The sequence below is a fragment of the Halobacillus naozhouensis genome (assembly GCF_029714185.1).
Taxonomy (GTDB): domain Bacteria; phylum Bacillota; class Bacilli; order Bacillales; family Halobacillaceae; genus Halobacillus_A; species Halobacillus_A naozhouensis.
This window is the reverse complement of record NZ_CP121671.1, coordinates 378,508-405,480: the sequence shown is the minus strand read 5'-3', so window position 1 is coordinate 405,480 and position 26,973 is coordinate 378,508. Positions and strand designations below refer to the sequence as shown.

The 26,973-nt window shown below is 40.9% G+C and carries 27 protein-coding genes; 11 read left to right on the top strand and 16 right to left on the bottom strand.

Going from position 1 to position 26,973, the window contains the following annotated elements; translation table 11 throughout:
- Window positions 1-45 precede the first annotated feature (45 nt).
- The 4 genes from abc-f to P9989_RS02215 all read right to left on the bottom strand — a co-directional run bounded on the left by abc-f (window position 46) and on the right by P9989_RS02215 (window position 3,797).
- Window positions 46-1,884, bottom strand: a complete 1,839-nt coding sequence (abc-f, locus tag P9989_RS02230) for a ribosomal protection-like ABC-F family protein (protein WP_283077220.1) — start codon at window positions 1,882-1,884, stop codon at window positions 46-48.
- An 86-nt stretch (window positions 1,885-1,970) separates the two neighbouring features.
- Window positions 1,971-2,090, bottom strand: coding sequence for an RAxF-45 family protein (locus P9989_RS02225; protein WP_283077219.1), 120 nt, complete (start codon window positions 2,088-2,090; stop codon window positions 1,971-1,973).
- 63 nt (window positions 2,091-2,153) lie between these two features.
- Window positions 2,154-2,615 carry a MarR family winged helix-turn-helix transcriptional regulator gene (locus P9989_RS02220; protein WP_283077218.1) on the bottom strand — a complete coding sequence of 154 codons (462 nt, stop codon included), beginning with the start codon at window positions 2,613-2,615 and terminating at the stop codon, window positions 2,154-2,156.
- A gap of 246 nt (window positions 2,616-2,861) precedes the next feature.
- Window positions 2,862-3,797: a YegS/Rv2252/BmrU family lipid kinase gene (locus P9989_RS02215; protein WP_283077217.1), complete on the bottom strand. Its 936-nt coding sequence runs from the start codon at window positions 3,795-3,797 to the stop codon at window positions 2,862-2,864.
- Window positions 3,798-3,956: 159 nt separating this feature from the next.
- Here P9989_RS02215 and P9989_RS02210 point away from each other — a divergent pair, with 159 nt between their 5' ends.
- The 7 genes from P9989_RS02210 (at window position 3,957) to P9989_RS02180 (ending at window position 11,752) form a co-directional block, all read left to right on the top strand.
- Window positions 3,957-4,400, top strand: a complete 444-nt coding sequence (locus P9989_RS02210) for a MarR family winged helix-turn-helix transcriptional regulator (RefSeq protein ID WP_283077216.1) — start codon at window positions 3,957-3,959, stop codon at window positions 4,398-4,400.
- Window positions 4,401-4,402: 2 nt separating this feature from the next.
- Window positions 4,403-5,782: an MATE family efflux transporter gene (locus P9989_RS02205; RefSeq protein WP_487247020.1), complete on the top strand. Its 1,380-nt coding sequence runs from the start codon at window positions 4,403-4,405 to the stop codon at window positions 5,780-5,782.
- A 125-nt stretch (window positions 5,783-5,907) separates the two neighbouring features.
- Entirely contained in the window at window positions 5,908-6,582 is a 675-nt protein-coding gene (locus tag P9989_RS02200) for a hypothetical protein (RefSeq protein ID WP_283077214.1), read from the top strand.
- 16 nt (window positions 6,583-6,598) lie between these two features.
- Window positions 6,599-7,879 (top strand): efflux RND transporter periplasmic adaptor subunit, encoded by a 1,281-nt coding sequence (locus P9989_RS02195; RefSeq protein WP_283077213.1) that lies wholly within the window; start codon window positions 6,599-6,601, stop codon window positions 7,877-7,879.
- 116 nt (window positions 7,880-7,995) lie between these two features.
- Complete coding sequence (locus P9989_RS02190; protein ID WP_283077212.1) at window positions 7,996-9,003, top strand: LLM class flavin-dependent oxidoreductase; 1,008 nt, start codon at window positions 7,996-7,998, stop codon at window positions 9,001-9,003.
- A 152-nt stretch (window positions 9,004-9,155) separates the two neighbouring features.
- Complete coding sequence (locus P9989_RS02185; RefSeq protein WP_283077211.1) at window positions 9,156-10,103, top strand: BMP family lipoprotein; 948 nt, start codon at window positions 9,156-9,158, stop codon at window positions 10,101-10,103.
- Window positions 10,100-11,752 (top strand): methyl-accepting chemotaxis protein, encoded by a 1,653-nt coding sequence (locus P9989_RS02180; RefSeq protein WP_283077210.1) that lies wholly within the window; start codon window positions 10,100-10,102, stop codon window positions 11,750-11,752. Before P9989_RS02185 ends, P9989_RS02180 begins: the two co-directional genes overlap by 4 nt.
- Before the next feature lie 113 nt (window positions 11,753-11,865).
- Here the strand turns inward: P9989_RS02180 and P9989_RS02175 are convergent, their stop codons facing one another.
- The 3 genes from P9989_RS02175 to P9989_RS02165 all read right to left on the bottom strand — a co-directional run bounded on the left by P9989_RS02175 (window position 11,866) and on the right by P9989_RS02165 (window position 14,671).
- Window positions 11,866-12,726, bottom strand: coding sequence for an AraC family transcriptional regulator (locus P9989_RS02175; protein WP_283077209.1), 861 nt, complete (start codon window positions 12,724-12,726; stop codon window positions 11,866-11,868).
- A 196-nt stretch (window positions 12,727-12,922) separates the two neighbouring features.
- On the bottom strand, window positions 12,923-13,258 hold the full coding sequence (locus tag P9989_RS02170) for a hypothetical protein (RefSeq protein ID WP_283077208.1): 336 nt from the start codon (window positions 13,256-13,258) through the stop codon (window positions 12,923-12,925).
- 369 nt (window positions 13,259-13,627) lie between these two features.
- Complete coding sequence (locus P9989_RS02165) at window positions 13,628-14,671, bottom strand: F0F1 ATP synthase subunit beta (RefSeq protein WP_283077207.1); 1,044 nt, start codon at window positions 14,669-14,671, stop codon at window positions 13,628-13,630.
- Between the two features lie 305 nt (window positions 14,672-14,976).
- Between P9989_RS02165 and P9989_RS02160 the strand changes: the two genes are divergently transcribed.
- Window positions 14,977-16,149 (top strand): SAM-dependent methyltransferase, encoded by a 1,173-nt coding sequence (locus tag P9989_RS02160; protein ID WP_283077206.1) that lies wholly within the window; start codon window positions 14,977-14,979, stop codon window positions 16,147-16,149.
- Between the two features lie 82 nt (window positions 16,150-16,231).
- Here P9989_RS02160 and P9989_RS02155 read toward each other — a convergent pair whose 3' ends face one another.
- Genes P9989_RS02155 through P9989_RS02145 form a run of 3 tightly spaced genes read right to left on the bottom strand, consistent with a single transcriptional unit; the run spans window position 16,232 to window position 18,142 of the window.
- Window positions 16,232-17,050 (bottom strand): SPL family radical SAM protein, encoded by an 819-nt coding sequence (locus P9989_RS02155; RefSeq protein WP_283077205.1) that lies wholly within the window; start codon window positions 17,048-17,050, stop codon window positions 16,232-16,234.
- Window positions 17,040-17,579, bottom strand: coding sequence for a methylated-DNA--[protein]-cysteine S-methyltransferase (locus P9989_RS02150; RefSeq protein WP_283077204.1), 540 nt, complete (start codon window positions 17,577-17,579; stop codon window positions 17,040-17,042). The genes P9989_RS02155 and P9989_RS02150 overlap by 11 nt, the downstream gene beginning before the upstream one ends.
- A complete protein-coding gene (locus tag P9989_RS02145) occupies window positions 17,576-18,142 on the bottom strand; it encodes a bifunctional transcriptional activator/DNA repair enzyme AdaA (protein WP_283077203.1) in 567 nt (188 codons plus the stop codon). Before P9989_RS02145 ends, P9989_RS02150 begins: the two co-directional genes overlap by 4 nt.
- Before the next feature lie 161 nt (window positions 18,143-18,303).
- Between P9989_RS02145 and P9989_RS02140 the strand changes: the two genes are divergently transcribed.
- Entirely contained in the window at window positions 18,304-19,197 is an 894-nt protein-coding gene (locus P9989_RS02140; RefSeq protein WP_283077202.1) for a DMT family transporter, read from the top strand.
- A gap of 53 nt (window positions 19,198-19,250) precedes the next feature.
- Here P9989_RS02140 and P9989_RS02135 read toward each other — a convergent pair whose 3' ends face one another.
- The gene (locus P9989_RS02135; RefSeq protein WP_283077201.1) at window positions 19,251-19,508 is read right to left on the bottom strand and encodes a DUF2164 domain-containing protein; all 258 of its coding nucleotides are present in this window, start codon (window positions 19,506-19,508) and stop codon (window positions 19,251-19,253) included.
- A 62-nt stretch (window positions 19,509-19,570) separates the two neighbouring features.
- Between P9989_RS02135 and P9989_RS02130 the strand changes: the two genes are divergently transcribed.
- Complete coding sequence (locus P9989_RS02130; RefSeq protein WP_283077200.1) at window positions 19,571-20,200, top strand: pyridoxamine 5'-phosphate oxidase family protein; 630 nt, start codon at window positions 19,571-19,573, stop codon at window positions 20,198-20,200.
- 121 nt (window positions 20,201-20,321) lie between these two features.
- Here the strand turns inward: P9989_RS02130 and P9989_RS02125 are convergent, their stop codons facing one another.
- The 4 genes from P9989_RS02125 to P9989_RS02110 form a co-directional block, all read right to left on the bottom strand.
- A complete protein-coding gene (locus tag P9989_RS02125; protein WP_283077199.1) occupies window positions 20,322-21,410 on the bottom strand; it encodes an FAD-dependent oxidoreductase in 1,089 nt (362 codons plus the stop codon).
- A gap of 141 nt (window positions 21,411-21,551) precedes the next feature.
- On the bottom strand, window positions 21,552-21,869 hold the full coding sequence (locus P9989_RS02120) for a thioredoxin family protein (RefSeq protein ID WP_283077198.1): 318 nt from the start codon (window positions 21,867-21,869) through the stop codon (window positions 21,552-21,554).
- A gap of 143 nt (window positions 21,870-22,012) precedes the next feature.
- Window positions 22,013-23,326 (bottom strand): DUF2254 domain-containing protein, encoded by a 1,314-nt coding sequence (locus tag P9989_RS02115; RefSeq protein WP_283077197.1) that lies wholly within the window; start codon window positions 23,324-23,326, stop codon window positions 22,013-22,015.
- A 15-nt stretch (window positions 23,327-23,341) separates the two neighbouring features.
- Window positions 23,342-23,911, bottom strand: coding sequence for a nucleotidyltransferase domain-containing protein (locus P9989_RS02110; protein ID WP_283077196.1), 570 nt, complete (start codon window positions 23,909-23,911; stop codon window positions 23,342-23,344).
- Between the two features lie 630 nt (window positions 23,912-24,541).
- Between P9989_RS02110 and P9989_RS02105 the strand changes: the two genes are divergently transcribed.
- On the top strand, window positions 24,542-26,062 hold the full coding sequence (locus tag P9989_RS02105; protein ID WP_283077195.1) for a BCCT family transporter: 1,521 nt from the start codon (window positions 24,542-24,544) through the stop codon (window positions 26,060-26,062).
- Window positions 26,063-26,149: 87 nt separating this feature from the next.
- Here the strand turns inward: P9989_RS02105 and P9989_RS02100 are convergent, their stop codons facing one another.
- Complete coding sequence (locus P9989_RS02100; protein ID WP_283077194.1) at window positions 26,150-26,761, bottom strand: metal-dependent hydrolase; 612 nt, start codon at window positions 26,759-26,761, stop codon at window positions 26,150-26,152.
- Between the last annotated feature and the right edge of the window lie 212 nt (window positions 26,762-26,973).

The window sequence follows — 26,973 nt, the reverse complement described above, 5'->3', positions numbered from 1 at the left end:
ATGCGGTTCCAGAGGTGTACGGTTAAAATTGGTGTGCGCACAGAGCTAATTCATCCAGACATCATACAACTGGTCGATCCGTTCAGTTAATACATCTTTTCTTTTCTGTAATACCTTTAATTCAGCAGTACCCGTCTCCCGTTTGAGTGCCTCATCTGTTTCATTTAGATCTTGTTCAAGCTTCATAATTCTTTCTTCTACAGGCACCTCTTTAATCGCTGGATTGGAGGGCTTGGCCTTAGCTGGTGGTTCCATCTTCACAGGTTTCTCTAATAACCCTTGCCATTTTTCCTTCGTCTCATTGTACGATCCCAGATATCGATAGAGCCTTCCCTCTACGAGGTAGGCCGTTTCCTTAAAGCACCTATTTAAAAAGTAACGATCATGGGAAACACCAATAACCGTTCCTTCAAAATGCTCTAGTGCCTCTTCTAAAACTTCTTGTGATTCCACATCCAAATGGTTCGTAGGTTCATCAAGAACTAGTAAATTAACCCCTTCATGCATAAAGACAGCCAGCTTAAGGCGCATCCGCTCCCCGCCACTTAAATGAGCGATTTTCAGAAATACATCATACCCATAAAACATAAATGCTGCCAGCAAATGCCTAGCCTGTCCTTCTGTTACTCTTATATACTCCCTGAAATAATCGATCATTCGCTGCTGGTCATCAACCCCATCCAATGGATTTTGAGGCAAGTATCCAATTTGAATAGAACTTCCTTGCTTTACGACTCCTGCATCTGGCTTTTCCTGCTGGAGCAGCAGTTTAAGAAGTGTAGATTTACCACTTCCATTAGCTCCTACGATAGCAAGTCGCTCTTTATAGCGAAGATTTAAATAAATTTCATCCAAGATTAAACGTCCTCGATACCCTTTTGTTACTCCTTCAGCCGTCAGAGCATCGTTGCCGCTGCGACCATCCGCCTGAAGCGTTAAGCCCATTTTCTTACGGTCAAGAATTGGACGATTGATTTTCTCCATCTTTTCTAAGGCCCGCTCCATACTTTTAGCCTTTTTAAACAGCTTAGGATTTGGAGGGTTAGCTTCATTGGCCCATTGCCTCAGCCGTCTGATGGCTTCTTTCATTTTCTTTATTTTCTTTTGCTGTTCTTGATACTGATGAAATTCTGCCAGCAGCTGCTCCTCTTTCTGTTGTTCAAAAGAAGAGTAGTTCCCCTTATAACTCTGTGCTACACCAGATTCGAGGTCCACAATAGTTGAGACCGTATGATCTAGGAATGAACGGTCGTGGGAGATGATGCATACTGCACCCTTATATTGAAGCAAGTATTGCTCCAACCATTCGATCGCTACTAAATCCAGATGGTTCGTCGGCTCATCCAGTAACAAGACTTCAGGCTTTTCTAATAAAATTCTGGCGAGTGAAAGCTTTGTTTTCTCTCCCCCACTCAAACTTCTAAAGGGCAGATCCAGCAGTTGCTCGACACGAAGTCCATTAGCTACCTGGCTGATCATGGCCTCCACTTCATAGCCGCCCATTTCTGTGAACTGATCCTGGACCTCTCCGTAACGAGAGAGTGCTTTTTCCATTTTTTCAGGATCCAACATTTCTTTCTCTAGACGTTGCATGTCCATTAATAATTGGTTTAGCTCTGTGAATGCGGCTTCTAAATACTTTTTAGCCGTGCCATTAAATTGATCAGGGATTTGCCTTAAATAACCGATTGCCAGGTCTTTTTTTATAAATAGGTCTCCTCCATCAAGCTCTTCTTCTTTTGTGATTAACCGAAACAGTGTAGACTTACCGCTCCCGTTTCTCCCTACTAAGCCTATCTTCTGTCCTTCATTTATTTCAAAAGTAAGCGACTCAAACAACACTTTGCCGCCTATAATTTTGTACACATCTTTCACTGTAATCATATCTGTTTCCTCCTAAAGACAAAAAAAGCCAGAGGTCTCGCCACCTCTGACTTTCTTCGGTAAAAATTATAATCAGGTATGAGACATTATCTTTTTCCATTATTCAACTGAAAATTGGACATACGAATCCCTTGAACAGTTAAATCATGAAAAAGCGCACGGTTAATATAGAGCAATTCGCGATCTATCACGTGCTTTGATAACATCTTCATTCCCTCCTTTGTCTTTAGTCATAGGATCATTATAGCTCACTTTTTGAAATATTGCTACTACTTCTGCTGATCCGCATACTTCCCTAATTTCTTCAGTAAATCGATGGCTTGCCGTTTCTCGTCTTCAGACAAGCCTCCGGTAATCATCTCAATTTGTTTCCAATGATCAGGAAATATTCCATGAAGCAATTCTTTCCCTTTACTCGTTATAGCTGCATACGTAATACGCCGATCATTAGGACATGGTACGCGCTTTAAGTATTCCTTTTTCTCCAGCTTATCTACAACATACGTTATACTTCCGCTTGCTAAGAGAATCTTTTCCCCTATTTTTTGTAACGGCTGATCGCCTTCGTGATATAAAAGTTCCAACACACCAAATTCAGTTGTGTTTAAACCAAAGCTTTGAATATCATCTTTCACTAAGTCAGCAATTGCGCGCTGAGCCTTTGCCAGGACGACAAACAGCTTCAAAGAAGGGTCTTGTTTCTTTTTAAGATACAGTTCTTGTTCATCCATAGTAATCCTCGCCCTCTCATCTGTCCTCTACTTAAAGACAGTATATAGATAACAAATTTACACTGTCAAACAAAGGTATGGAGCTCGGCATCTGAAACCGAACAGTACCTGACAAATCTCTTAAGATTATTAGCGTGCATAAAAACAGCATGAACCTCAGAGAGTAATTATTCGATTTCTGAAACTATAAACCTTATGCCCAGCTCAAAAAACCCAACCGGTTTTCCGAGTGGATTTCAGCCGTATTTATTTACTTATTGAACCTTGTACATTATGAAATACAGTAGGGTCCGCACATAGAAACGTGAAGTGATTTGGTAGAACTTCTATTCGAGCAGGAGTGCTGCCCATAATTTCCCCATCCATATCTACCTCTTTTTCTGCTTCCACCTCTATACTGACCTGTTGCCCCTGCATATGGGATAATTCCTGGAATTTACTAGGGTCTGCTCCAGGCCTGTTCATTGTGAGAAGTTCTTTAAATGTAGTAAGGTTGGAATTCTTCACAATTAATACATCAAGTTCGCCATCCTGAAGCTGGGAATCAGGAAGAGGAACTTCTCTCGTCCCGATAAATCGCCCGTTCATGACTAGAACCATTACTGCTTCCTCGTTAACCGTTTCTCCATCAATCCTTAATGTAAAGGAAAATGGCTCTGTTTGATTCATGGTTTTTATGGCACTGATAAAATAACTCAATACACCAATTCGATTCTTTTGCTCAGAGTCAATATTAAAAGAAGCTTCTGTGACAAGCCCTATTCCCCAGAAGTTCGTAAAATAGCGATCATCAGCCTTCCCTATATCCACTTTCACTTCCTCCCCTTGAAGAAGCTGTGTTGCAGCCTGCTGGAGATTTTGAGGTGTGCCTAATACCCGGCTGAAATCGTTACACGTCCCCCCTGGAAGGAGAAGGAGAACGGGTCTGGATTCTAGTGGAGCTAAATAGTTGATGCATTCATGCAATGTTCCATCTCCTCCTAAAATCACGAACACCTCTACCTTAGGACCATATTCGTAACAAACCTTTCTTAACTCTCCCAATGAATGGGTCTGAATGACTGTTAACTCTTTTATTTCCTGGGCAAGTACTGGCAGCGTAACGGTCAAACTTTGCTCCAGATCTTCCCCCTGCATATTGCCATTATATACGAAAATTCCACGTTGATAACGAGGCATCATGCATCCCCCCTCTTGACTCTTATACCCTGTGAGCGTCTATTTTATCAATTGCTGAAAACTTTTCCAAAAGACTTTTCTAATAGAAAGGCGGAATGCAAAATCATTTACCTTTATTGTCCGTTGCCTTATAATAACTTTGTTTAGGAGGCTAACTAATTTATGGATCGTGACATACACCCTTTGCTAGGTTACAACATCAATGTGATTTCACATTTCATTCAAAACGTATTTAACGAGAAACTGAGTGATTATGGATTAACCTATTCACAAGCGAAAGTCATTTATTTTCTGGCGAATCACGGAGAACAAAGTCAAACTGAATTGCAAAATAGATTGTACATTAAAGCTTCTTCCATGAATGGGATTATCGAATCTCTTTTGAAGAACGAATGTATCACGAAACAGATCTGTCCCAACGACAAACGGTCTAAGCTCATTAAGCTGACCGATAAAGGGGTTCAACTGGATGAGACCATTTGGACTATTGCTCAGAATATAGAAAATGAAATCAGTCTTGGGCTTGCTGAGAAAGATCAGCAAGTGATGATCTCGTGTCTTCAAAAAATCCAAAATAACTTAAAACACTTAAAAGAGAGGTCATGACCATGAAAGAGCAAAGTCAGCGCCTTGGCACCCAGCCGATTCCAAAATTACTATGGAATTTATCCATTCCTGCCATGATCGGCATGTTTGTGATGGCGCTTTACAATGTTGTAGATACATTATTCATTGCGAGAGGGGTCGGAATTCTTGGGGTGGCTGGTGTTAGCATCGGCTTCCCGGTCATGATGATTATGATGGCCATCTCAGCAGCTGTTGGAATCGGGGGAGCATCAGTCATATCGAGACGGCTCGGCGAGAGTAAGCCAGAAGCCGCAAATAAAGTGTTCGGCAATATTATCTTTATCATTTTACTCGTTAGCGTGGTGGGGATAATAGGCGCCTTCACTTTTATGAAGCCGTTGTTAGTTTTGTTCGGGGCCACCCCTGACATTCTCCCCTACGCGGCCGATTACCTTTTCCCTATTATGCTTGGATCTGTGTTTTTTTCATTCTCTTTTACGACCAACAGCATTATCCGCTCAGAAGGTAACTCCCGCTTTGCCATGATCACAATGATTATTCCTGCTGTATTAAATATAATCCTGGATCCCATTTTTATTTTTGTTTTAGAAATGGGAGTTCAAGGTGCTTCCGTCGCGACAGTCATTTCTCAAGCTTCCGTCAGTATTGTGGTCTTACATTATTTCCTTTCAGGCAAATCGAGTCTGGAATTAAGATTGTCCGAGATAAAGCCAAGGATGTTAGTCATTAAAGAAACACTAACGATCGGGATGCCTGCTTTCGTCCGTCAAGTTGCCGGAAGTATTATGATTATTTCTATTAACTTTATGTTAATTAAGTATGGCGGCGACTTTGAAGTAGGTGTTTTCGGGATCGTCCATAAGTTAACAATGTTTACCATCATGCCGATGATCGGCGTCCTTCAAGGTATGCAGCCCATTATCGGCTATAATTACGGAGGTAATCAGTTCACCAGATTAAAAGAGACCATCATGCTCGGCATGAAAGTTGTCACGATCATCTCTGCTTTTATCTTCATCATTATGATGACATTACCTGAAATTCTCATGCATATCTTTACGGGCGACCAAACTGTCATTGACTCGGGGGCGTATGCCATGAGAATCATGTTTGCGATGTCTGTTCTAATCGGAGTCCAAGTGGTAAGCGGCGGCCTGTATCAAGCACTTGGCATGGCTAAGCCTGCCTTAATTCTTTCGATGGCACGGCAGGTTTTATTCCTTATTCCCCTGGTCTTACTTCTTCCAAACTTCTTTGGTGTAACCGGGGTTTGGTTAGCCTTTCCATTGGCAGATATTTTGGCTTTTACCTTATCTATCTTCTTTTTATATAAGGATCGTAAACTTTTTTTTACAAAGGCGGAGGAAACTCCCCCATACACGCCCGTGCATCCACATTAATCACGATTCAGCGCCGTCTCGCGAAGGGACGGCGCTTTTCCATTAATTGATAGATTGATATAGCAAGCTTTGACAAATTAAGTTAAACTTAGAAGGGAGTAGACAGATTTCAAAGGATGACGCATATGAATTATTCAATCCGAATCTTAAAATGGTTTACACAACGGGATGATCAGTTATTTAAACTAAGAGAAGCTGAAACCATACGTCGGTTTTGGAGAGCTTTTTTCACCCTCATGGTGTTAACGGTCCTTACATACATTTGGACAGCTTGGATTGGTCTGGGTACTGCCCCTTTGTCCATGAATATGAATGAACTTAGCGGGACCGAATATGAGCTTTACAAAGCGTGGTTCATAATTGGACGAATAGCCTATGGGCTGCTTTTATTTGTTGGGGTCCTTCTTTTTGCACCCTTGTTATTTTGGATTATGTTTGGCCTGCCCTATAAAAAAATTATGGTCATTCAGATGAATGTCATACTAGTTATGCTGCTGGAGCGTATTACATGGATTCCACTTATGGTATATGTCGGGCTTGATTGGTATGTATCGCCTTTCTCGTTTGGTGTTATAGCTTCTTACATAACAAATATTGAGTGGTTGATCTATTTCTTTGGAGCAATTACCCTTTTTCAATTCTTTATTATTTGGTTTCAAATCAAATGTCTTTCCTATCTTTCCACATCAAGAAAAGGCCGGATTATAACAGGTGTGACTCTATGGCACCTGACCTTATGGGCAGGCACTGCAGCTCTGACTCATTATGATACATATATCGTGCATCTACTTACATCCTAACGCTGGGAGGAAGACGATGAGAACACGCTACAAAGTAAGAATTTGCGGTCTACTGATCATTGCTTTTTTAACCCTAAATGCCAGCCTTATTTACTTCGATAGGGACAGTGAAGTCGATCGAAAATCGTATATTAATGAGTGGTCCTCCACCTTTACAGAGGATCTCTTTGAATCCATCCATACAAGCGGTATTTTTACCTCTAATGAAACAAACCCTGTTTACTTTGATAAACAATCCGGCAGTTTCCAAGAGTTCTTAGTGGAAGAAGGGGATGAGGTTTCAGAAGGGGATGAGCTTTATACATATAAAGTCGTGAATTATGAAGAACAATTGACTCAATTGAAGACAAAGGCTGTTCGCCTACAAGAAGAGATCATCTCCCTCACAAACTATATTAATGAGCTGGGAAGCTTTACAGTTCCGGAAACAGGTGGGGCATCTCCGCCTTCCTTTATCCCTGAGTCTTCCCCTGATGATTCCTTTTCGCAAGACCTGGAACCACAACAACAGGAAGGCAGTGAATCTCAGACCATCGAAACTGAATTCATGAAACAAAAAGCAATCGCAGAGAAAGAACTTCAGCTTTCTCAAAAACAAGCTCACCTCTCTATGGTAGAGAATCAGCTGCGTCAGCTTGAAGAGACAGGCCAGTCAATCACCGTAACTAGCGAATTTTCGGGAGTGGTTACAAATCTGTCGGAAAATCTCCATCCTCCTTTGCTTACCCTGTCGTCCAGCAATTTGATTGTCAGCGGAGAGTTGTCTGAGGAACACAGAAAACAAGTAGAGGAAGGCATGAGTTCGTATGTGCGAATCCCGGACCTAGAGGTGGAAGTTACAGGTTTAGTTGAAAGCATTAAACCATTCCCTAAGAACGTAGACGTTCAGCAGCCCAGTCATTACCCATATAAAATCGTTATAGAAGAAAACAAGGAACAAGTAAGACCTGGCTACCATGCAAACGTTGAAATTATAACGGCTGAGGCAACCGATGCTGTCGCTGCTTATGATGACGTATTAAAGAATCTGGGAAATTCCTCAGCATGGGTCATGGGTGATCGAGGACGGTTGGAAAAAAGAGAAATTGAAACTGGGATCAGAGAGGATAGAATTGTAGAAGTTACCGAAGGGTTAGAAGAAGGCGAATATTTAGCCGACCAACCTGAAGACGAGTTTCGCGAAGGATCAGTGTTCCTTACACCATTGAAATTAGAGCACTTTGAGGTTCAAAGCCTTTTTGAGATTGACCCTTCTCTAATGCTTGATTATGGACTTTTAGGACTGATGAACAGATAATATTTTCCGCGCTTGTTAGCCTGCAGTGTCCATGTCCGATAATCCGTTCCTTTGCCTTCAGATTCTTCACATGGGATGATAGATGAAAAGAGATATACTATTAAGGGGATAAGAAAATGAAATTAAGTGTATTGGATCAATCTCCTGTACTAACAGGGATGGATTCACGCGATGCTTTAAGACAAACAACAGAGTTAGCAAAATGGACTGACCGGCTTGGCTATTACCGGTTTTGGGTAGCCGAACATCATAGTACTCATAGTTTAGCAGGTTCTTCTCCCGAAGTGTTAACAGCCCATCTAGCTTCCCAAACTGAGCGAATTCGCATAGGGACGGGTGGAATCCTCCTCCCACACTATAGTGCCTATAAAGTGGCTGAGACTTTCCGGGTGCTGGAAACCTTGCATCCTAATCGGATTGACTTAGGAGTGGGGCGTGCTCCCGGCGGCATCCCAAATGTCAATTTAGCCTTAAACAGAGGGGAAGTTCCAAATATAGAAGGTTACCCCGCACAAGTCGAAGAACTGATCGCCTATCTGCACGGGGAAGATCCTCACGGCATGGGAGTGTTTGCGGCTCCGCAAGGCGGAACAGCACCGCCAGTTTGGATGCTCGGCTCAAGCGGAACAAGTGCAAGAGTGGCAGCAGACCTTGGGGTATCCTATTCATTTGCCCATTTTATTAGCGGGTATGGCGGAGCACGCGCAATGGACCGTTACAAAGATGCCTTCCACCCTTCCCTGCAGCAGCGAAATCCTCAAGGAAACGTATCCATATTCGCCGTTTGTGCTGAGTCCGACCAACAGGCTGAATACTTGGCTGCCAGTTTAGACCTCGCTCTTTTAAAAATTGAACAAGGTGGGATTCGCCATCATTTCCCCACACCTGAAGAGGCATTCAACTACTCATATACAATGTCTGATGAGCAGCGTATTCAGGAAAACCGTAACAGGATGATCGTTGGCTCAGCGGGAAAAGTCAAAAGTGAAATAGAAAGTCTTGCCAGCTACTATCAAGTTGACGAAGTTATTGTGAACACTATTGTTTCTCCTTTTGACGAACGCATGAAATCTTATGAGCTTTTAGCTGAAGCTTTTCAGCTCCGTGAACCTACAATTAAATAAAAAAACACTATGATTTTCATCATAGTGTTTTTTTTATTTCCTGAATTGCTTCTCTACCGTTAAAAGTTTTATTTCGTAAATTTCCCCCTTCATTTTCTTTAAAAGAAGCCGATATCATATGTTGTCAGACATCATACGATAGGAGTGGGAACATGAAGAAACATTGGGTCGGTCTATTTATACTAGGAATACTATTACTCGCTGGCTGCGCTGAACATGAGGCGCAATCTGAAGATACAGATAACGAAATTAGTGCCGGTCTGCTTGTAACAGAGAGCGGGCTTGGTGACGATTCGTTTAGCGATTCAGCCTTCAAAGGATTAGAACAAGCCAGGGACGAACTGGGAATTACTTTCGATTATCGTGAACCTTTTGATAAAAAATACAAGAAACATATGAAGGATTTAATCAATCAGGGGCATGACGTAATTATTGGACTAGGCTATAATTCGCAAGCCGCTATTGATGAATTGGCTCAAGAGTACCCGAAGCAGCAGTTTGTGTTAATTGATGCTGTTTCCGAGTTTGATAATGTAACATCTATCACCTTCAAAGAGGACGAGGGCAGCTATTTAATCGGACTGATTGCCGGGATGAGAACAGAGTCTGACGTCGTTGGCTTCATTGGAGGCGAAAGAATTCCTGTGGTAGAGCGTTTTGAGACAGGATTTGCAAAGGGTGTAAAAAAAGTAAATCCTGATGCTGAAGTACTTGTGCAATATGCAGAGACCTTTGACGATGATGCTAAAGGAGCTGAGATCACCGAGGCTATGGTTGAAAAAGGAGCTGATTTTGTATTTCCAGCTGCAGGGTTTACGGGAATTGGGGCATTAAAGGAAGCTCAAAATCAAGGAATTTATGCCTTTGGTGTCGACAGTGACCAATTTTTTGTGGCAGAAAAAGCCGTTGTTACGTCGATGCTGAAGTACTTGGACGTGGCACTTTATGATGTGATGGAGCAACTTGTGAATGGAGAACAGCTGGAAGGCAGTCAAATCACACTCGGAGTTAAAGAAAAAGGTGTAGGGCTGGCACCCATTCGGTTAATTGACTTAACTGACAAGCAACAAGCCATACTGGATAAGGAGATGGGACAATGACAATACAACGAAGATTATATACCATGACCTTACTCCCCTTGCTCCTTAGCCTGGCACTAATCTCTTTCATTGTCTATCAAATGACTAGCCTTGAAAGTTCCTCCAATTCGGACGTAGCTGTACTGCTAGAATCTAAAGAAGTAAATGGGCAACTTGTCACTCTTGAGCAAACGCTGAATACATACGGGTACAACCCTTCAGCAGCAACGAAAAATGAAGCTTTAAGTCAAATGAAAATAACGAAGTCAGCACTCGATGAACTTGGCAGATTAATGGCTACATCAGAGCAAGAACGCTGGTACAGTCAAGCTGTTACCAAGTATGAGGACTGGCAGCAAACTGTAACTGAAGCTCTCGAAGCAGAAGATATTAATGAAATCCAACGTCAATCGGCTCGTACTTCGGGAATTCTTAATGACATGTACATGGTACAGCAAGAATCCCGTGCCTGGTATGACAACAACTTGGCGAGTCAAGCAAGAACAGTGAGTCAATTAATCCTTTTTGCTATTATCGCTGGAATAGTCCTGATTATGCTGTCAATTTACGCTACCTCCCGCTTAAATAAACATATAGCGAAACCAATGAAGGATTTAGCTGTGCAGGCCTCTAAGGTGGCGGAAGGTGACTTAACCACAACCATTCATGTTTCCGAAAAAGAAAAGGATGAGATTGGCCAACTGAAGCGGTCTTTTCAAGTAATGGTGAACAACCTGACGTCAACGGTTAAATCGGTACATCAAATTGGAGGAAATGTGGAGCGATTTAGTTCCAAGTTGAATCACGAGATGACAGGACTCTCTGAAGTCACACAGCAAGTAACGAGCTCGACAGATGAGTTAGCACAAGGAAGTCAATCGATTTCTAACGATATTCAAGATGTTGCCTCCCTGATGGAACAGATGCACCAAGCTTTTGAAGCAAATACGCGGGAAAGTAAAAAGGCATCAGAATCAAGCACGGCTGCCCTTTCTAAGGTTTACGAAGGACAAACAGCTATTGAAGAACAACGCAAAGGGATGGAGAAAAATAAAGGCTCTATTACTAAGGTGGAAGCATCCGTGCAAGACTTCATTGGATATACCGACCAAATTGAAGTCACAGTGAAGCTCGTCAATGAAATTGCGGAGCAGACGAACCTGCTTGCTTTAAATGCAGCTATTGAAGCAGCTCGTGCCGGTGAACATGGTAAAGGGTTTGCTGTCGTTGCAGAAGAAGTGAGAAAACTCGCTGATCAATCAACTGATGCCACCAGTAAAATCTCAACTATGGTTCAACAGATTAAATCAGGGGTAAATGTGATTGAACAGGAAATGACGGAAACCGTCTCGCTGGCTGTAAAGCAAACTGAAGCGGTAAACCTGTCTGAGCAGTCTTTTACATTGATAAAAACCCAAGTGGACAAAATTAATGAACAGTTACATGAGGTTGTTGAGGGAATGGTTCAATCCAAAGAACAAAGCCTGCAAATAACGACTTCCGTTGAAAATGTAAGTGCAATAACGGAAGAAACAGCTGCAGGAACTGAAGAAATATCCGCTTCAGCTGGCGAACAGCAGCACGCCTTCCAGCAAATGACGGAAGAAGCTAATGAATTAGGGAACATGGTCAATCAAATGAATAGAGAACTGGAACATTTTAAATGGTAACTAATCAATCAAAGAGACTGGGACAAAACTGAATTAAGTATAAAATAATCCGAACAATTCTATTGAAATCAGTTCGGATTATTTGTGTGCCAGCCTCTTTGTTACATCCCTTGTTATTTTACTGGAATCCAAATTTCGGAATAACAGTTTGGACTGTAGGGGTCGTCTGCTGTGTACACTTCTAACTCAGGTGTGCCGGCATGCTCATACCCGCCAGATGGAAACCACTCTGAGAAAATCTGCTTCCATACTTTTTGCATTGCATCAGGCATAGCTCCATGAACTTCAAATACTGCCCACTTCGAAGCAGGAATATCAAGGCTTACTAGCCCCTTTTGTGGTTTTCCATCATAAGCGGCGGCAATCCAATAATTCATTTCATCCGAAGAACTCTTGCCGCTAGTGTCACATATACCTAACATTCCATCAATAGGACCGCTATTTAAATGAAGTAATAAATCGGTCGTCCCATCACTGTTCACCTGATCCCACATTTTTGGAATTTCTAATAGATTCTCTCCATTCGCAATAGAAAACCCCTTCTTAATCCCAACAACTTGAAAACCTTCTTTTTCTACCACTTGATATTTCATCGGTTCTGCTCCTTTCAGACTCACCTGGATAACCAGGCGGTTATAAGATTGCAGCTTTCCCATGTACCGTCGAGCTTGACTTGGAGAAACCCCATGCTGTCGGCGAAAAGCCTTGGTGAAAGCCTCGGGAGTCTCATAACCATATTTAAAGGCAAGGTCAATGATTTTCACATTTGTATGAAATAGATCTTGCGCCGCTAACGTTAATCGTCGGCGTCTAATATACTCCCCTATTGATATATCCGTTAAAAGAGTAAATACCCTTTGAAAATGGAAAGGTGATGCATTCGCCTCCTTAGCTATGTTATTCACAGTTAAATGATCCAGCAAATGATCCTCTATATAATCAATAGTCTGCTGCAACGATTCAACCCAGCCCAATATTGCTCACTCCCTTAACCAAATTCTAACAAGCTGAAAGAACTAAAACCTGTTCGTTTTTGCTTTTCTAAGGCAGGTTGTGATTCGTGTTGTTCCCCATCTGTATGATGGGAAGTACCTTTTATATATGAGTATTGTTAGCTATGCAAATGAGTTTTTAAATAATCACTCTCCATTGTTTTGGCTGGGCTTTTTTCTACCTAACATTCATTTTCCCTTTCACTTGTTGTAATACTTCACTGTCTCCTTTTTCAGGTTTAAGAATTGTTCTCTGCAAGGGGGCACCACCCATCGATATATTGCTTTCAACGAAAACATATACCTGTCCATCTATGAGGAACCTGCTATTTCCTTTATAGCTGACCACTCTTCCCTGGTTCACGAGTTCTCTTTGAATGGCCCCAATATACTCTTTATAATCTTGATACCTTTCGTCGAAATCGATGACAATATGATTCTTCTTGTATCCCATAAGCCAGTTAAAACCAAATAAAATTAACCCGAACGCAACTAATAATACAATAATATCCATACTCATCCCTCTCTATTTCTCTTCACTTCTATGCAGCCTGCTTACTATATTATTTCAACAACTACTGCCCATTTCCTTTTAAAATGTAATTACTAAACTGAAAACAAAAGCGCAAGTGACCTGACAGACTCGCCAAGTGGGATTTCGAGTAAGAAAGAAGACAAAGGAAGTTCGGTTAAGACGGGGAATAGCGGAAGTTTGACTAAGTTCGGATTTAAGGAAGTTCCGTTAAGAACGGCACGTCCTGTGCCAACACCGAACTACCCCACCTCCTGTGGGGCATGTGCCAACGTCGAACTACCCCACGGTGCCTTGGGCCAAAAAAAGAGATAAAGGTAGCCGGGACCTTTATCTCTATAAATTCAAAGATTATAGCTTTCCGATGTTTGTAAGCTCACTTACTTCTTTAGAATCTGTACTTCCATCTAATATTTTCCGCACATCTTTTATAGTCTCTTGTAAACTTACTGATTCTCCTTTTCGCATCGTAAAGCCTTCTGCTACATAGAAAGGTTGTGTAAGATAGGCTTCTAATCGCTCCCCACGCTTATAAGTCGTTAATTCAGAAGCAGGTATTTTATCGAGGCCCTGGACCTTAACTAATGAGCAAAGTTCCCGATAGCGACGTAATAATTTCTGAGCCCGTTGTTGAATAGAAAAGTGGTTCTGATCAATATGTGCTCCCTCAAGCACGGAAGAAGTTGAATACATCGGATTTACAGCAGGGTATTTATGCCGTGCCGACAATTCGGAGTCAAACTGCCACAAGGTTTCAAGAGGTCCATAGGGAAGGTCTTCATCCACCGCTTCGCCTTTTAAATCCACTAGAAATGTTGTAACATTTTCAACTCCAATAGAAGCCAAACGTTCCTGTATTTCATATACCTTACCAGACAGAACATGACTGCGGTCGGTAGTAAAAGCTATAGCCTTTTCTTTTCCAGCTGTGGCTATTTTTTCGTAAGCTTCTTCCATTGAGGAGGTCACAACATCCATGTAATCATGGATATCGTTAATCTCTGGAGCGTCACCCTCAGGTTTAAGCAGGACCGTCACATAGCCTTCTTTTCTTAATCGATAGAAAGTTTCAGCGAGTACCACAAGCTGCCCCATCCCTGGTCGAGCCACCAGTCCAACAGTACCACCCTTTGCCAAGGGTGCAAACAGATCTAACGTTTTAATTCTAGTTTCAATCATTTCCACATTCTCCCCTCTTATGATCAACTCATCCAAACTACATTCAGCCAGTGATGCAAGAGCTGCCAGGGTGCGAACTTCAGAACGGCCTACAGGGATTTTCCCTGTACATAAATTAGAAACTGTTGCAGGGCGTAGCCCAACAGATCGTGCAGCCTTGGTCAGATTTGGAACGCGCCTGCGTAACAACGCTACATTCAACCTCAAATCTTCCATGATACTCCCCCTCTAATTTAAGAGTAATATAAATTACGTTTGAGAGCAACAATAAGTTACTCTAAAGAGTAAAAATAATTTCAAATACTCCTTTAAAAAGATTACAGTGCAGATAATTTTACCTCTTTTCTTTCATATGAGTAAATTGATTCAGGCCAGTTATTAATAATATATTTCTACTATCTATAATTTTGGGAATCCTATTAATGACAATGCCGATATCATATAAGGTCACCGATGTGTAGTTTACGAAGTCACCCATAAGCTTGTTATCTACAAAATCCACAATAATTCGAGGTGTTAGAATGATTGATAAAATGTTTTACAAGACTTTACTTAAAAAAACTTTTTCAGATCCAATTCACATCACTTTTTGGGATGGCGAAACCGTCCAGTATGGAGAAGGTACGCGGGAATTTAAACTAACCTTTTACGATATTATCCCAAAAGGCGATCTGCTTCATGACCCATCCATTGCCTTTGGTGAAGCCTTTATGGATGGAAAAATAGAAGTAGAAGGAAATCTCAAAGAACTCATCGCCTCCATGTACCGCAGCCAGGAAAGTTTCCTAGGCAACAACCAGATCTATGCAAAACTTTTAGATAAATTTTCTAATACAAAAAAGCGCAGTAAAGAAAATGCTACGTTTCACTATGATATCGGTAACGAATTTTATAAATTATGGCTTGATGAGACGATGACCTATTCTTGTGGTTATTTTAGGACTGCTGACGATTCCCTTATGACTGCTCAGCAAAATAAGGTGGCTCATATCCTTAAGAAACTCAACCTCCGGGAAGGCGATACATTATTGGATATCGGATGTGGCTGGGGCGAGTTAATTCTTACGGCGGCCAAACGTTATGGGGTAAAAGCTACCGGCGTAACCTTATCAGAGGAACAGTACGGGCGTGTAAAAGAACGAATTATCGAGGAACAACACGAAGATTCCGTAGACGTGCGGTTAATGGACTATCGGGATATAAAGCATCAGCAGTTTGACCGCATAGTCAGTGTGGGGATGATTGAGCATGTGGGTCAAGATCACTTGGAGGAATATTTTCAAAAAGTAAATGAATTGCTTATCGATGGCGGGGTCTCTGTCCTCCATTCAATTACCTCACCTAAGGATGGTGGGACAAACTCCTGGATCGATAAATATATTTTTCCTGGAGGATACATTCCGGCTGTAAATGAGCTTGTCCGTCATATTACAGAGCACAACTTCCTTTTAACAGATTTGGAGAGTCTGCGCAGACATTACGCGAAAACACTGGAGAAATGGGCTGAAAACTTCGAGAACGTACTAGAGGAAGTACGGAAATCGAGAGATGAACGGTTCATCAGAATGTGGAGACTTTATCTAAATTCTTGTTCTGCATCCTTCCAGACTGGCAACATCGACTTAAGCCAATTTATATTTACGAAAGGGACCAATAACTCGATCCCTTGGACGCGCGATTATATGTACAAATGAGGAAAAGAATTCTGATAGCAAATGAAAAGACAAAGGCCGCAAATAGCCTTTGTCTTTTTTCATACACAGCCAAAGTAACAGTTTAAGGCAGAAACCCTTCCTGACTTACATGAATTTGATCTTTGGAAAAGGATTTTTTTAGTCTATCATACATTAAACGATAAGTGGATGGGCTATACCATTCCTCTAGCCCCAACTCTTCGTATAATGAAGATATACCCAGGGTTTTAGTTCGCCTTCCCCCACTCCCATCACCCATGAAATAATCATCAAGACAGACCCGGTTTACAAGGTCTGCTAGTGTATCTGGAAATTCGTGACTGCTGGGTAACAAAGGCGCAATCGTCGCCTGTGTTGGAACACCCGCTTCCTTCAACTGCTGAAGAGTCTTCAACCTCCCTCGAATAGGAGGAGCATGCGGTGTAAAATGTTTTCGAATATCTTCCCGGTCGGTTTCTACCGTCATGCTTACCCGAACTTTATCTTTAAGCTGCAGGAATAAATCGATATCTCTTCTCACCAAAGGACTTCTTGTCTGGACGAACAAAAAATCCGGCTGGATCTTTGTCATTACTTCCAGAAGCGACCTGGTTATTTCCTCTTTATACTCAACAGGCTGATAAGGATCAGTGCTTGACGACATAAAGACCGTCACTTTCCCTTTAGCTTTGGCACGGGTTAGTTCCTTCTCCAATAATTCAGCTGATCCTTTTTTGATATCCACCCATGTCCCCCACTCTTCCTTTCTAAAGGTTGCGACAGGCATTTTCCTCACATAACAAAAGGAGCAGCCAAAAGCACAGCCAGTATAGGGATTTAATGAATGACTATACCCGGCTAAATACCCTGATCCCTTATTTAGGATGGTCTTTGGATGTTTATATAGTAAATTACTTCTCAATGTGATTCACCTTTACTTGTTTCTCGATCCTTAACAAATACCTTTTCATTTCCAATCCTCCACGGTAACCCGTTAATGTACCATTCTTACCTATTACACGGTGACATGGGATAGAGATTAGTACGGGGTTGGACCCAATAGCAGCGCCAACTGCCCGTACAGCAGATGGCTTTCCAATCATGTCAGCAATTTGCGAATACGTCCACGTTTCACCATAAGGAATTTGTTGTAAAGCTCCCCATATTCTTGTTTGAAATACGGTTCCCTGAACATCTGTCGAAAATGTAAACCACTTTCGCTTGCCTTGTAAATATTCCAGTAACTCCTTTTTAAAAGACTGTAATCTGGTATCGTCCAAGATGAACTCGGATTGCGGGAAGCGACGCTTTGCCCAGTCCTCCATCTTTCCAAAGGAACTGTTCGGCTCCCCGACATAACTAAGCCCCTTTGATGTTGCAGCCACATAAAAATTCCAGTTACCATATTCTAACCTTGACCAGGATAAAGTGTCACTTTTTATTTGGTTCATAGCTCCCTCTCCTTACACTGTTTTCTATACTCAGAAGGGGTAGTACCTGTCTTTTTCTTAAACAATGTTACAAAATAGGCATGATTAGACAAGCCTACTGACACTCCTATATCTGCTACAGGATTATCTGTCTCCTTGAGATCACGAATGGCTTTTGCAATACGCTTCTGTTGAATATACTCGAGCGGACTAATCCCGCTTACACGCTTAAATGTACGCTGCAAATGGGAGGGACTACCGTGACTAATTTCCGCCAGTTTATCCAGGGTTAACGGTTCATAATAATACCGATCTATCCATTTAGTCATTTGTTCAACCCACTCATGGTCAGGGAGACGTAACCCCTCAGGCTTACATCGTTTGCAAGGTCGGAACTCCTCTGATTGAGCTGCCTTAGCATTTTTAAAGATACGTACATTCTCAATATTAGGAACCTTTGATTTACAAGATGGCCGACAAAAGATTCCGGTCGTTTGAACACCATAAAAGAAGACATCATCATATGCAGCATTATTGGCAACAATAGCTTTCCAGTATTCGTTTGGCACGTGTGATGTTTCCATGTAATCCCCCCTAAGGGAATTGTACCCCAAACCGTTTGATATGAAAGGTGTTCCGAATATAAAAGCAAGATAACGAAACCATTTGAAGAAAAAAGTTCGACTAACTAATTGGACAGGTATAAAATGAAACAATTGGATTAATTTTTAAAGAAGGTGTCAATATGTTGAAAGCGTATGGTTGGTTGACTTTCTGCGTAGCAGTATGGGGAAGCAATTTTGTATTTGGAAAGATATTAGTTCAGGAGTTCTCCCCTGCCATGTTAACCATGCTAAGACTTTTGTTTATTGTGTTGTTGTTACTAGGGTTAGCTGCTTACAAAAGACATTTGAACAGAGTGACTAAAACCGATATTCTATCGATCCTTTGTCTTGGAGTTGTCGGTGTCTTCATCAACCAATGGTCATTTTTTGAAGGCCTGCAAACAGCAGACCCAACTACATCAGCATTAATTTTGGCAACGACCCCTATCCTGACTGGTTTTCTAGCAGCTATTTTCCTAAAAGAAAAAATAACCAGACGCATGTTGATAGGATCTATTGTAGCCATAATCGGCATTTATTTTGTTGTAACAAAAGGTAATTTATCCTCCTTACAAGTTGAAAGAGGACTTTTGTGGATAGTGGTAACGATGGTTACCTTCGCGATTATGATTATTATGACGAGAGGATTGTCCAAACGATTAGACTCCCTTACGATTACCTTGTACTCAAATATCGTAGGGTTCATTATTTCTATTCCGTTTGCATTTACATTGGATCATCCTATTCGAGTAAGTTTTGATTTCCCAGATTGGGCATTCCTGGCTGGAACAGCTATTGTGGTACATGGAATGGCTACACTAATTTGGAATACCAACATTCGTTATGTTGATGCATCAAAGGCATCGATTTTATCTAATTTAGAACCCTTTGTGGCAATGGTTATGGGATTAATCCTGTTATCTAAACCGATAACGGGCTCAGAACTAATAGGTTCACTATTTATTGTTGGAGGAGTCCTGCTATCTACGTATCAGCGTAAAAAAATACATAACCGAACAGTGTCTAGTAAGTGATGCGTTCAAGTAATCAAGGTAAGCCCATATTGAAACCATGGGCCTGCCCTCTATTAAGTACGAGTATTTCTACCAGCCGGACGCTCGAGCGAACGCAAATCCTCATCAAGGTTCAGCACTTTCTGATCCACCATCTGTCTTGAATCTTTCACTCCTTGATTATACAAAATTGGCCCTATTTCTTGTATCATAAAATGAAGCAATTGATCAGCTGCTAAATCCCCCAGCTCTTCCCCACGCTCAAGTTCAAAGTACTCTTTGATGCGTTCAATTACATACTCTTTTTGTTCTTTATTTAAAGATTTAAACATATTATGACTCTCCCTTTTCTTTTTATCGTAGCACATACACTATCTCATTGGAGGAATGTTTAATGAAACCCTATCGTAAACCTGTTCATTCAAAAGATGAACTATACTCTCTTCAAGGAAAACCTGGTAAGATCGCGGAGCATAAGGTTATTCACTATATTGATGAATTAAGCAAACAATTCTTAAGTTATTCCCCTTTTGTCGTAGTGAGCACCTCCAATGCTAAAGGAGAATGTGATAATTCCCCAAGAGGTGATGCTGCGGGATTTACGCAGGTACTTGATGAACAACATCTTTTGATTCCAGAGCGCATGGGTAATAAACGAGTTGATTCTATGAGAAACATATTAGAAAACCCCCATATTGGCCTTCTTTATATCATTCCAGGCTTAGAAGAGACCTTGAGAATCAATGGTAAAGCAACCATCATTAAAGATGAGAACCTTCTTAAAAAACATGAAGTGAAAGGACGCGCTCCAAAGGTTGAAATTGTGGTTGAAGTCAATGAATGTTTTATCCATTGTGCAAAGGCTTTTAAACGCTCCAAGCTGTGGGAACCAGAACAGTGGCCGGAACGGAACACACTTCCATCACCGGCAAAAATGATGGCAGCTCATGCTAAGTTAGATAGCCATGATCAAGAAAAGGTTGAAGTTTCCTTAAATGAGAGCTATCGAGAACGCCTTTATTAAATTGCCATCAGCCTTATTACTTCGTGTTAAGTTAGGGGAAAGCAGCTTATTCAGAAGAAATGTTCGAGACTGGCTTAATGTATAAATAAGGCGTTCCTTCCATTAAACTGGAATGAACGCCTTATTTATACTTATCTATATATTCACGGTCAATTTTATTTTTCAGTTTCCAGGCCGGTTTAGTATATGAAGTCAAAGGACCGTATATTAGCAATGCTTTCTTCATACCCGTTGATAATATATAGAGTCCAACCTTTTGAGGTTCATAAACGGTTAATTCCATGGCAGCGGCAAAGCGGCGTAAGTTATCACAAAGAATTGGAGCTTGTTTGACAGCGTGTACTCCAGTTTTGTCTAAATCAGGTGAGGACTCTAATGTTACACAGTCACCGACCCCGAATATAAATTCATAGTCTGCAAATTGTAAGGTATCTGTAACGAACGGAAAACCTTTTTCATCGACTGCGATTCCTGAAGTCTCAAATAGTGGATCGGCAACCGGGCTGCCAAGCCAAAGGACCCCAGTATGTCTGATTTTATTGTTTGCACTAGTCATAATATTATCATCGTATACGGTCACTGCTCGTTCATGCTCCCACATCTGTATTCCTTTTGATTGCATAATACCCTTCAGTTTCCTTGCGTTTCGCTTAGATACCGAATCAAGAACTGAGGACGTGCTGACTAAACGAACCTGTCCCGGTATCTTGTTTTTATTCTTATACGCATGCAAAGCAAAGGCCATTTCGCACCCAGCAGCTCCTCCGCCTATTACAAGCGGATGGCTCGTTTGTCTCAGTTCTTTTAGCTGCTCGATCATTTGTTTACTTGGATCATTTATATGATTATAGTCAGAGGTAGAGACAAATTGATCCGGCTGACTTTTTGCCCCAATGTCAAAGCTGATCATATCAAACGGATAGACCGCACCTCCCTGACAGAAGAGCTTCTTGAAAGCTGGATAGACGCGCGAAGCTTTTTTTCTGATAAAATGAACCCCTGCTTGATGAGCTAATCTCTTTACATCAACTCGAATCTCTTCTAGAGAATAAATTCCCTCGATATAACCAGAGACCATTCCTGAATAATAAAAGTACTCTGAAGGCGAAATCAGACATACGTTTACATGATGTAACGGCTTCTCTTTCATAGAACGAAGCACCTCGATATGAGCATGGCCCGCTCCCACCAGTAATAATCGTTTTGTCAAATCAAATCCCCCTTCATACAACAAGTAAGCGTACGGCAGAATAGTGCTCAAGTTATAAGAATCAAGGTTTCGTAAAGGTAACTCCAGTCCCATTCTTATATAAAAGAAACTCCACATGGGACTACCATGTGGAGGCTCCCCCTACAAACTGCGCTGCAAAAACTCTTCAACTTCTTCGGGAGTTTTTGCATCCGCACTATGTAAATGAGCTGTTTTCTTGCCATCCTGAAAAACCAAAAGACTAGGAATTCCCATGACCTCATATTTTTCAGCAATTTCCGGTAGTTCATCTCTGTTCACATCATACCATTTATAGCCATTAAATTCCTTTACTATATCATCAATGAACAGATCCATCCGACGGCAATCTGGACACCAATCAGCTTGAAACTTAACAATTACAGGCTGTTCTCCCGCAATAACGTTTTGAAAATTATCCTTAGTTTGAATAGATTCCATGCTATATTACCCCTTTATTTAAATAATCTAACTATATCATACGTGATATATCTACCTATGTCCTATTATTCGCTCACGTCTACTTAGTTCGGTCAAATACCCAGCACACCTCGGTTGAAGAATTACATGCAGCTATACTCCCCTTACTTTTCAAGGGGGAAAGACTCATTACAGGAGGAAGCCAGTTTTTCTACATGATAGGCAAATTGCTTATAATCCAACTTGTCAAGTCCTTTCCTATCAACAGCTCTTATAATATATAGACCAAATTTCCAAACATCCTTTTTGATTGCTTCATCATTAACTGTCGCCACTTTATATAATGCTTCCAATACTCCATTCATGACGGAAATATCTTTGCTTCCATAAATTCGTATTTGATAAAAGCTCTTATAAATATACTGTTCATAAGAAAGAGGCTCCATGATTAATCGTAATCCCTTTTCTTCATCTCCATAATAACGAATCGGTTTGTACACGGTACCGAGTTCAGCTAACAATGAACCTATACGATTAATACAATTCACAGCTGTATGAGGATCGTTGACGGCAGGTGATATGGCCTTAACCGCAATTTCAACCAGTTTTTGTATGGAAAACTCAATATCCTGAAGGTCTGTTCTCTCATTTCCAACTAGTAAAAATTCATGACATCCATCTAATTCTTCTTGATCCTCTATATTACTCCAACATGAATAAATAGGCATCCCCTTTTGAATATAACTCCCTATATAAAAGTTTGCTTCAAGCAGGGCATCTTTTTTACTAGCCCACCCAACTAAGTCCGGGACTTGGACAGCTTGAGCATAGCCTGATTTTCTTGCATATACCGTCGTTTTCTTTGCTTTCTTTCTCTCTGTGATTTTTTGTTCGTTCCATTCGCTGGATTCATAATAGTCCTTGTCCTGAAAAGTTTTCTTTATTACTTTAGAAGTACTTAATCGAATCGTACCTATTAAGTTATTTACTTGAACAAACCTTGATGAATGATGAATAAATACTATAAAAAATCCGAGACAAACAATTGATACGACCACGGTTAGAAATGGGCTTATCAGTGCTTTGCTCTGTTCGCCGCCCATGAGAAGTAAGTTGATAATCACGAAAATAAAGCCGAATGAGAAAACACCAAGCACATGCTGGGTTACTCTGCTTTTCATAAAGTCCTGCAAGGTTCGCGGCGAAAACTGAGTCGAGTATGTGGTAAGTACAACCATGATCGTAGAAAAACTAATTGTTGTCATGGTCAAGATCGATGTAATCAGCGAGCCATACAGAGTTTGAGCTGTACTTGTATTCATGAGCAGAATACCGGGCACACTTTCTTTAATCTTAGGAATGATCCAAAAATCAATCATAGTGACTAGCGTTACACATAAAATCGATATGATACTATAAATCGCAGGCAGAAACCAAAAACTATCACGAATATGGACCCAGGCCTTTTCCTTATACATCGTTATCCTCCAGATCTAATATAGTAGTGCCTCGAGCCAGGGATGATTAGGTACATGCTGGATTAAGGCTTGCTTCAACCACTCTTTCTGATGCTCATTTAAATGCGGAAAAACGTAATTGAAATCATCATGATCTTTCTCCTTCGTGTTCGCTGCTTTATACAAGAGTACGATTTCAGGATTTAAATAGGGAACACCCTGCTCCGATTGAAGGTTCATCATCGATAAAGGAAAAGTCAGTTCTAGATCTTTTCTAAACCTCCATCTTCCTCTATTTCTTTCATTTATTAAAATCTCTAGCTGCTTGCCTCCCTGATGAAAGGCATAAATCTCATGAATCGGAAGTTCAATAGGATCCTCCAAATCCCATTTTTCCTTTTCCCCTTCTGTAGCAATGTAGATATCCCAATCAGCAAGCAGTGAAGCTAAACTTCTTTGTTCATCACGAAATACAGCCACCTCTATATCTTCATGATCCCGTGTTTCTTCTCCAATATGTAAATCGATCGCCCACCCGCCTGCGACCATCCATTTCCCCTCATAGGAAGCCATAAACTCCTTCACCTGTAAACAACGTTCAAACATTTGAAAAACACTCCTTTTAACCTATCCATTATAGTATCCCCTAAAAAAAAAGACCTATCACATATGAACAACAGATTCTGCCATACTTGCTCCAAGCATTGTTCACACTGAACTTCTCTTCAACATAGAGGAAGGACAAGCTAAATAGTTCAAATGGAGCAAAGCGTCACTTTTCACCCTTTCCCGCTACTCACAGATACCAAGAATATTCTGACAAAAACACATAGTTCTGTTAAAATAATTTGAAGAAAACGAGCTTAGGAGGGACGTAATTTTATGGGTATTATACTAGATAATCAATTCCATACAAGAGATGGCCTCTCATGGCATTCCATAAATGAAACTGGCTTCAAAAATGACCAAAGTGAGTATAAGGGCTGAAACATGGACAAAATACTATTCCCCTTCCTATACCCGTAAAGAGACTGCATGATACATGAAGCTTTACGAATTTGGTAAAATGAATATGTAAAATAACATGATTGTGATACGGTTTAAGAGACACCCAGGCATCTTATAGGTTTAAAAATTGCTTGAAAAGGGGATAAATGAATAGCTTTACATATTATATATCCTCACTTTTACTTAGAACACTAAAGTAAACAAATACTTAAATGGAAAGGACTATCTATGAAGAATCAACTACTTAACCCTGTTTTCCTCGTATCCTCTATTGTAGTGGGAATACTAGTAATTATTGGTGCTGTTAACCCTGAAGGTTTCAGCATTGTATCTTCCAAACTTTTCAACTTTACAACTGTAAACTTCGGCTGGTTCTATTTAATCGCCGTTTTTGTCTTCGTCTTCTTTCTATTTGCGTTAGCCATTAGTAAATATGGAAAGATCAGACTTGGCCCGCCAGACTCAAGGCCGGAATATCCGTTTTTTACCTGGATCGGAATGCTCTTTTCGGCTGGTTTCGGTGCAGGACTTGTATTCTGGGGTGTAGCTGAGCCAATGAGCCACTACTTCAATACGCCGTTTCCTGAATTGGAAGGACAAACAGAAGAAGCAGCTCGCGTAGCTATGGGGTACGCATTCTTTCATTGGGGAATCAGTCAATGGTCCGTCTTTGCCATTGTAGGTCTGCTAATTGCCTTTCTTCAATTTAGAAAAAATAAAGATGGGTTAATTTCCACCGCTGTTGAACCTGTGGTAGGTAAAAATAAAGGTATTAAACATACAATTGATTCCCTGGCAGTTATCGCAACGGTCATGGGGGTAGCAACGTCACTGGGATTAGGAATTTTACAAATGGCTGGTGGACTTGATGCTGTGTTCGATGTGCCGAACTCAATATGGGTAAAGCTTGTTATCACTACGATATTGCTTGTACTCTATTTGACATCTTCCACTACGGGTTTGGATAAAGGGATTAAATGGCTTAGTAATTTAAACCTTGGATTATGCTTAACATTACTTGCATTCGTATTTATTGTTGGACCTACCTTATTTATTCTGAACACGTTCACATTAGGTTTAGGCGATTATATTACAAACTTTATCAACTATAGCTTCAGATTAACTCCCTATGAAGGAGGAGGGACCTGGGTTCGAGAATGGACGATTTTCTATTGGGCTTGGGTAATTGCCTGGTCGCCATTCGTTGGTGCGTTTGTTGCACGCGTATCACGCGGGCGTACTATCCGAGAATTTATTGTGGGTGTTTTAATTGTTCCACCTTTAATCGCATGTTTGTGGATTGCAACTTTCGGGGGAACGGCACTGAACAGTGACCTAATGAATGGAACAAACATCGCTGAAATTGTAAACGATGATGTGGCACTGGCACTTTTTGAAACATATAATTATCTGCCAATGACAAATATTTTATCAATCCTATCAATTCTGTTAATCGCCACATTCTTAATTACATCTGCTGACTCTGCTACCTACATCTTATCTAGTATGACTGCCGGCGGAACGCTATTCCCTCCGTTAGTTGCCAAGATTGTATGGGGCGTATTAATTGCGGCGATCGCAGCTGTGCTACTTACAGCTGGTGGACTCAATGCTTTACAGACAGCTTCTCTTGTATCGGCTCTCCCTTTTGCTGTGATTCTCTTTATTTTCATGTATGCTTTCTTGAAAATGATCCGGCAAGAGCCAATTCCCGAAAGGAAAATGAGACAACCTAAAAAGCAACGATGATAAAAAGCAAGAGGGCCTAAAATACAGGCCCTCTTGCTTTTATTATTACTCCTTGATAGATACACTGTCCATTACGCATACCACCTGCTAAAGGACATGAATCACCAGAAAACACAGGTTCGCTACAGCTAAAGTCATTACGATAAATTTTTCAGTAAGTGAACCCGTTTTGAACGTTACGATAAACCGAAAATGCTTTTTAGAAAAAGGATATAATATTGGTATTCCTTTTTTCGTAATAACATCCCCAAGCAAATGTGAGCAGACACCGACCAGCAGTCCGATGAAATAATTCAATGGGACAGCCAGAAAGTAGCCAATAAAATAACAGTATCCACCTATAAGAAAAATGAATAAAATGGAATGGGTCATTTTTCGATGACTGCGAACCATAATCAGAATTGGTAAGATAAACATCGAAACAATACTTAATTCATCTCTATACTCATTAATAATTACCGGTACAAGTAAATAAGCACTGACCGCCCCAAGAAGGAAGATGAGGAGGAGTCTCCAAAACCACTTTCCAAGAGTTGATCGTGGTGTATCAATATCTGGAAGAAGCGACCCAAACAAAACGAATAAAAAGAATAGCGTGGTCTCAAAAGACGTAGTAGGTAAACGAACCAGTTCGGGTAAGAATGTTAGTGTAGCTACTCCACAAGTAAAACCAACGACTTGGTGCCCTGATGCCATCATGTTGTTACAACCCTCTAACTTTTCAAAAATAAGCCTGATCCGGTTAGAATCAGGATGCCTTCCATATTATCCTAAAAACATCCCACCGTAAACTAGTGAAAGCTGGGTGCGCCTTCATACGCTCGATAAGTAAATAACTACTCCCTGAAATCAGCAAATAATCCTTTAAGGAGGGTCAGCAGAACACATCACTTTCATGAATAAATTAATAA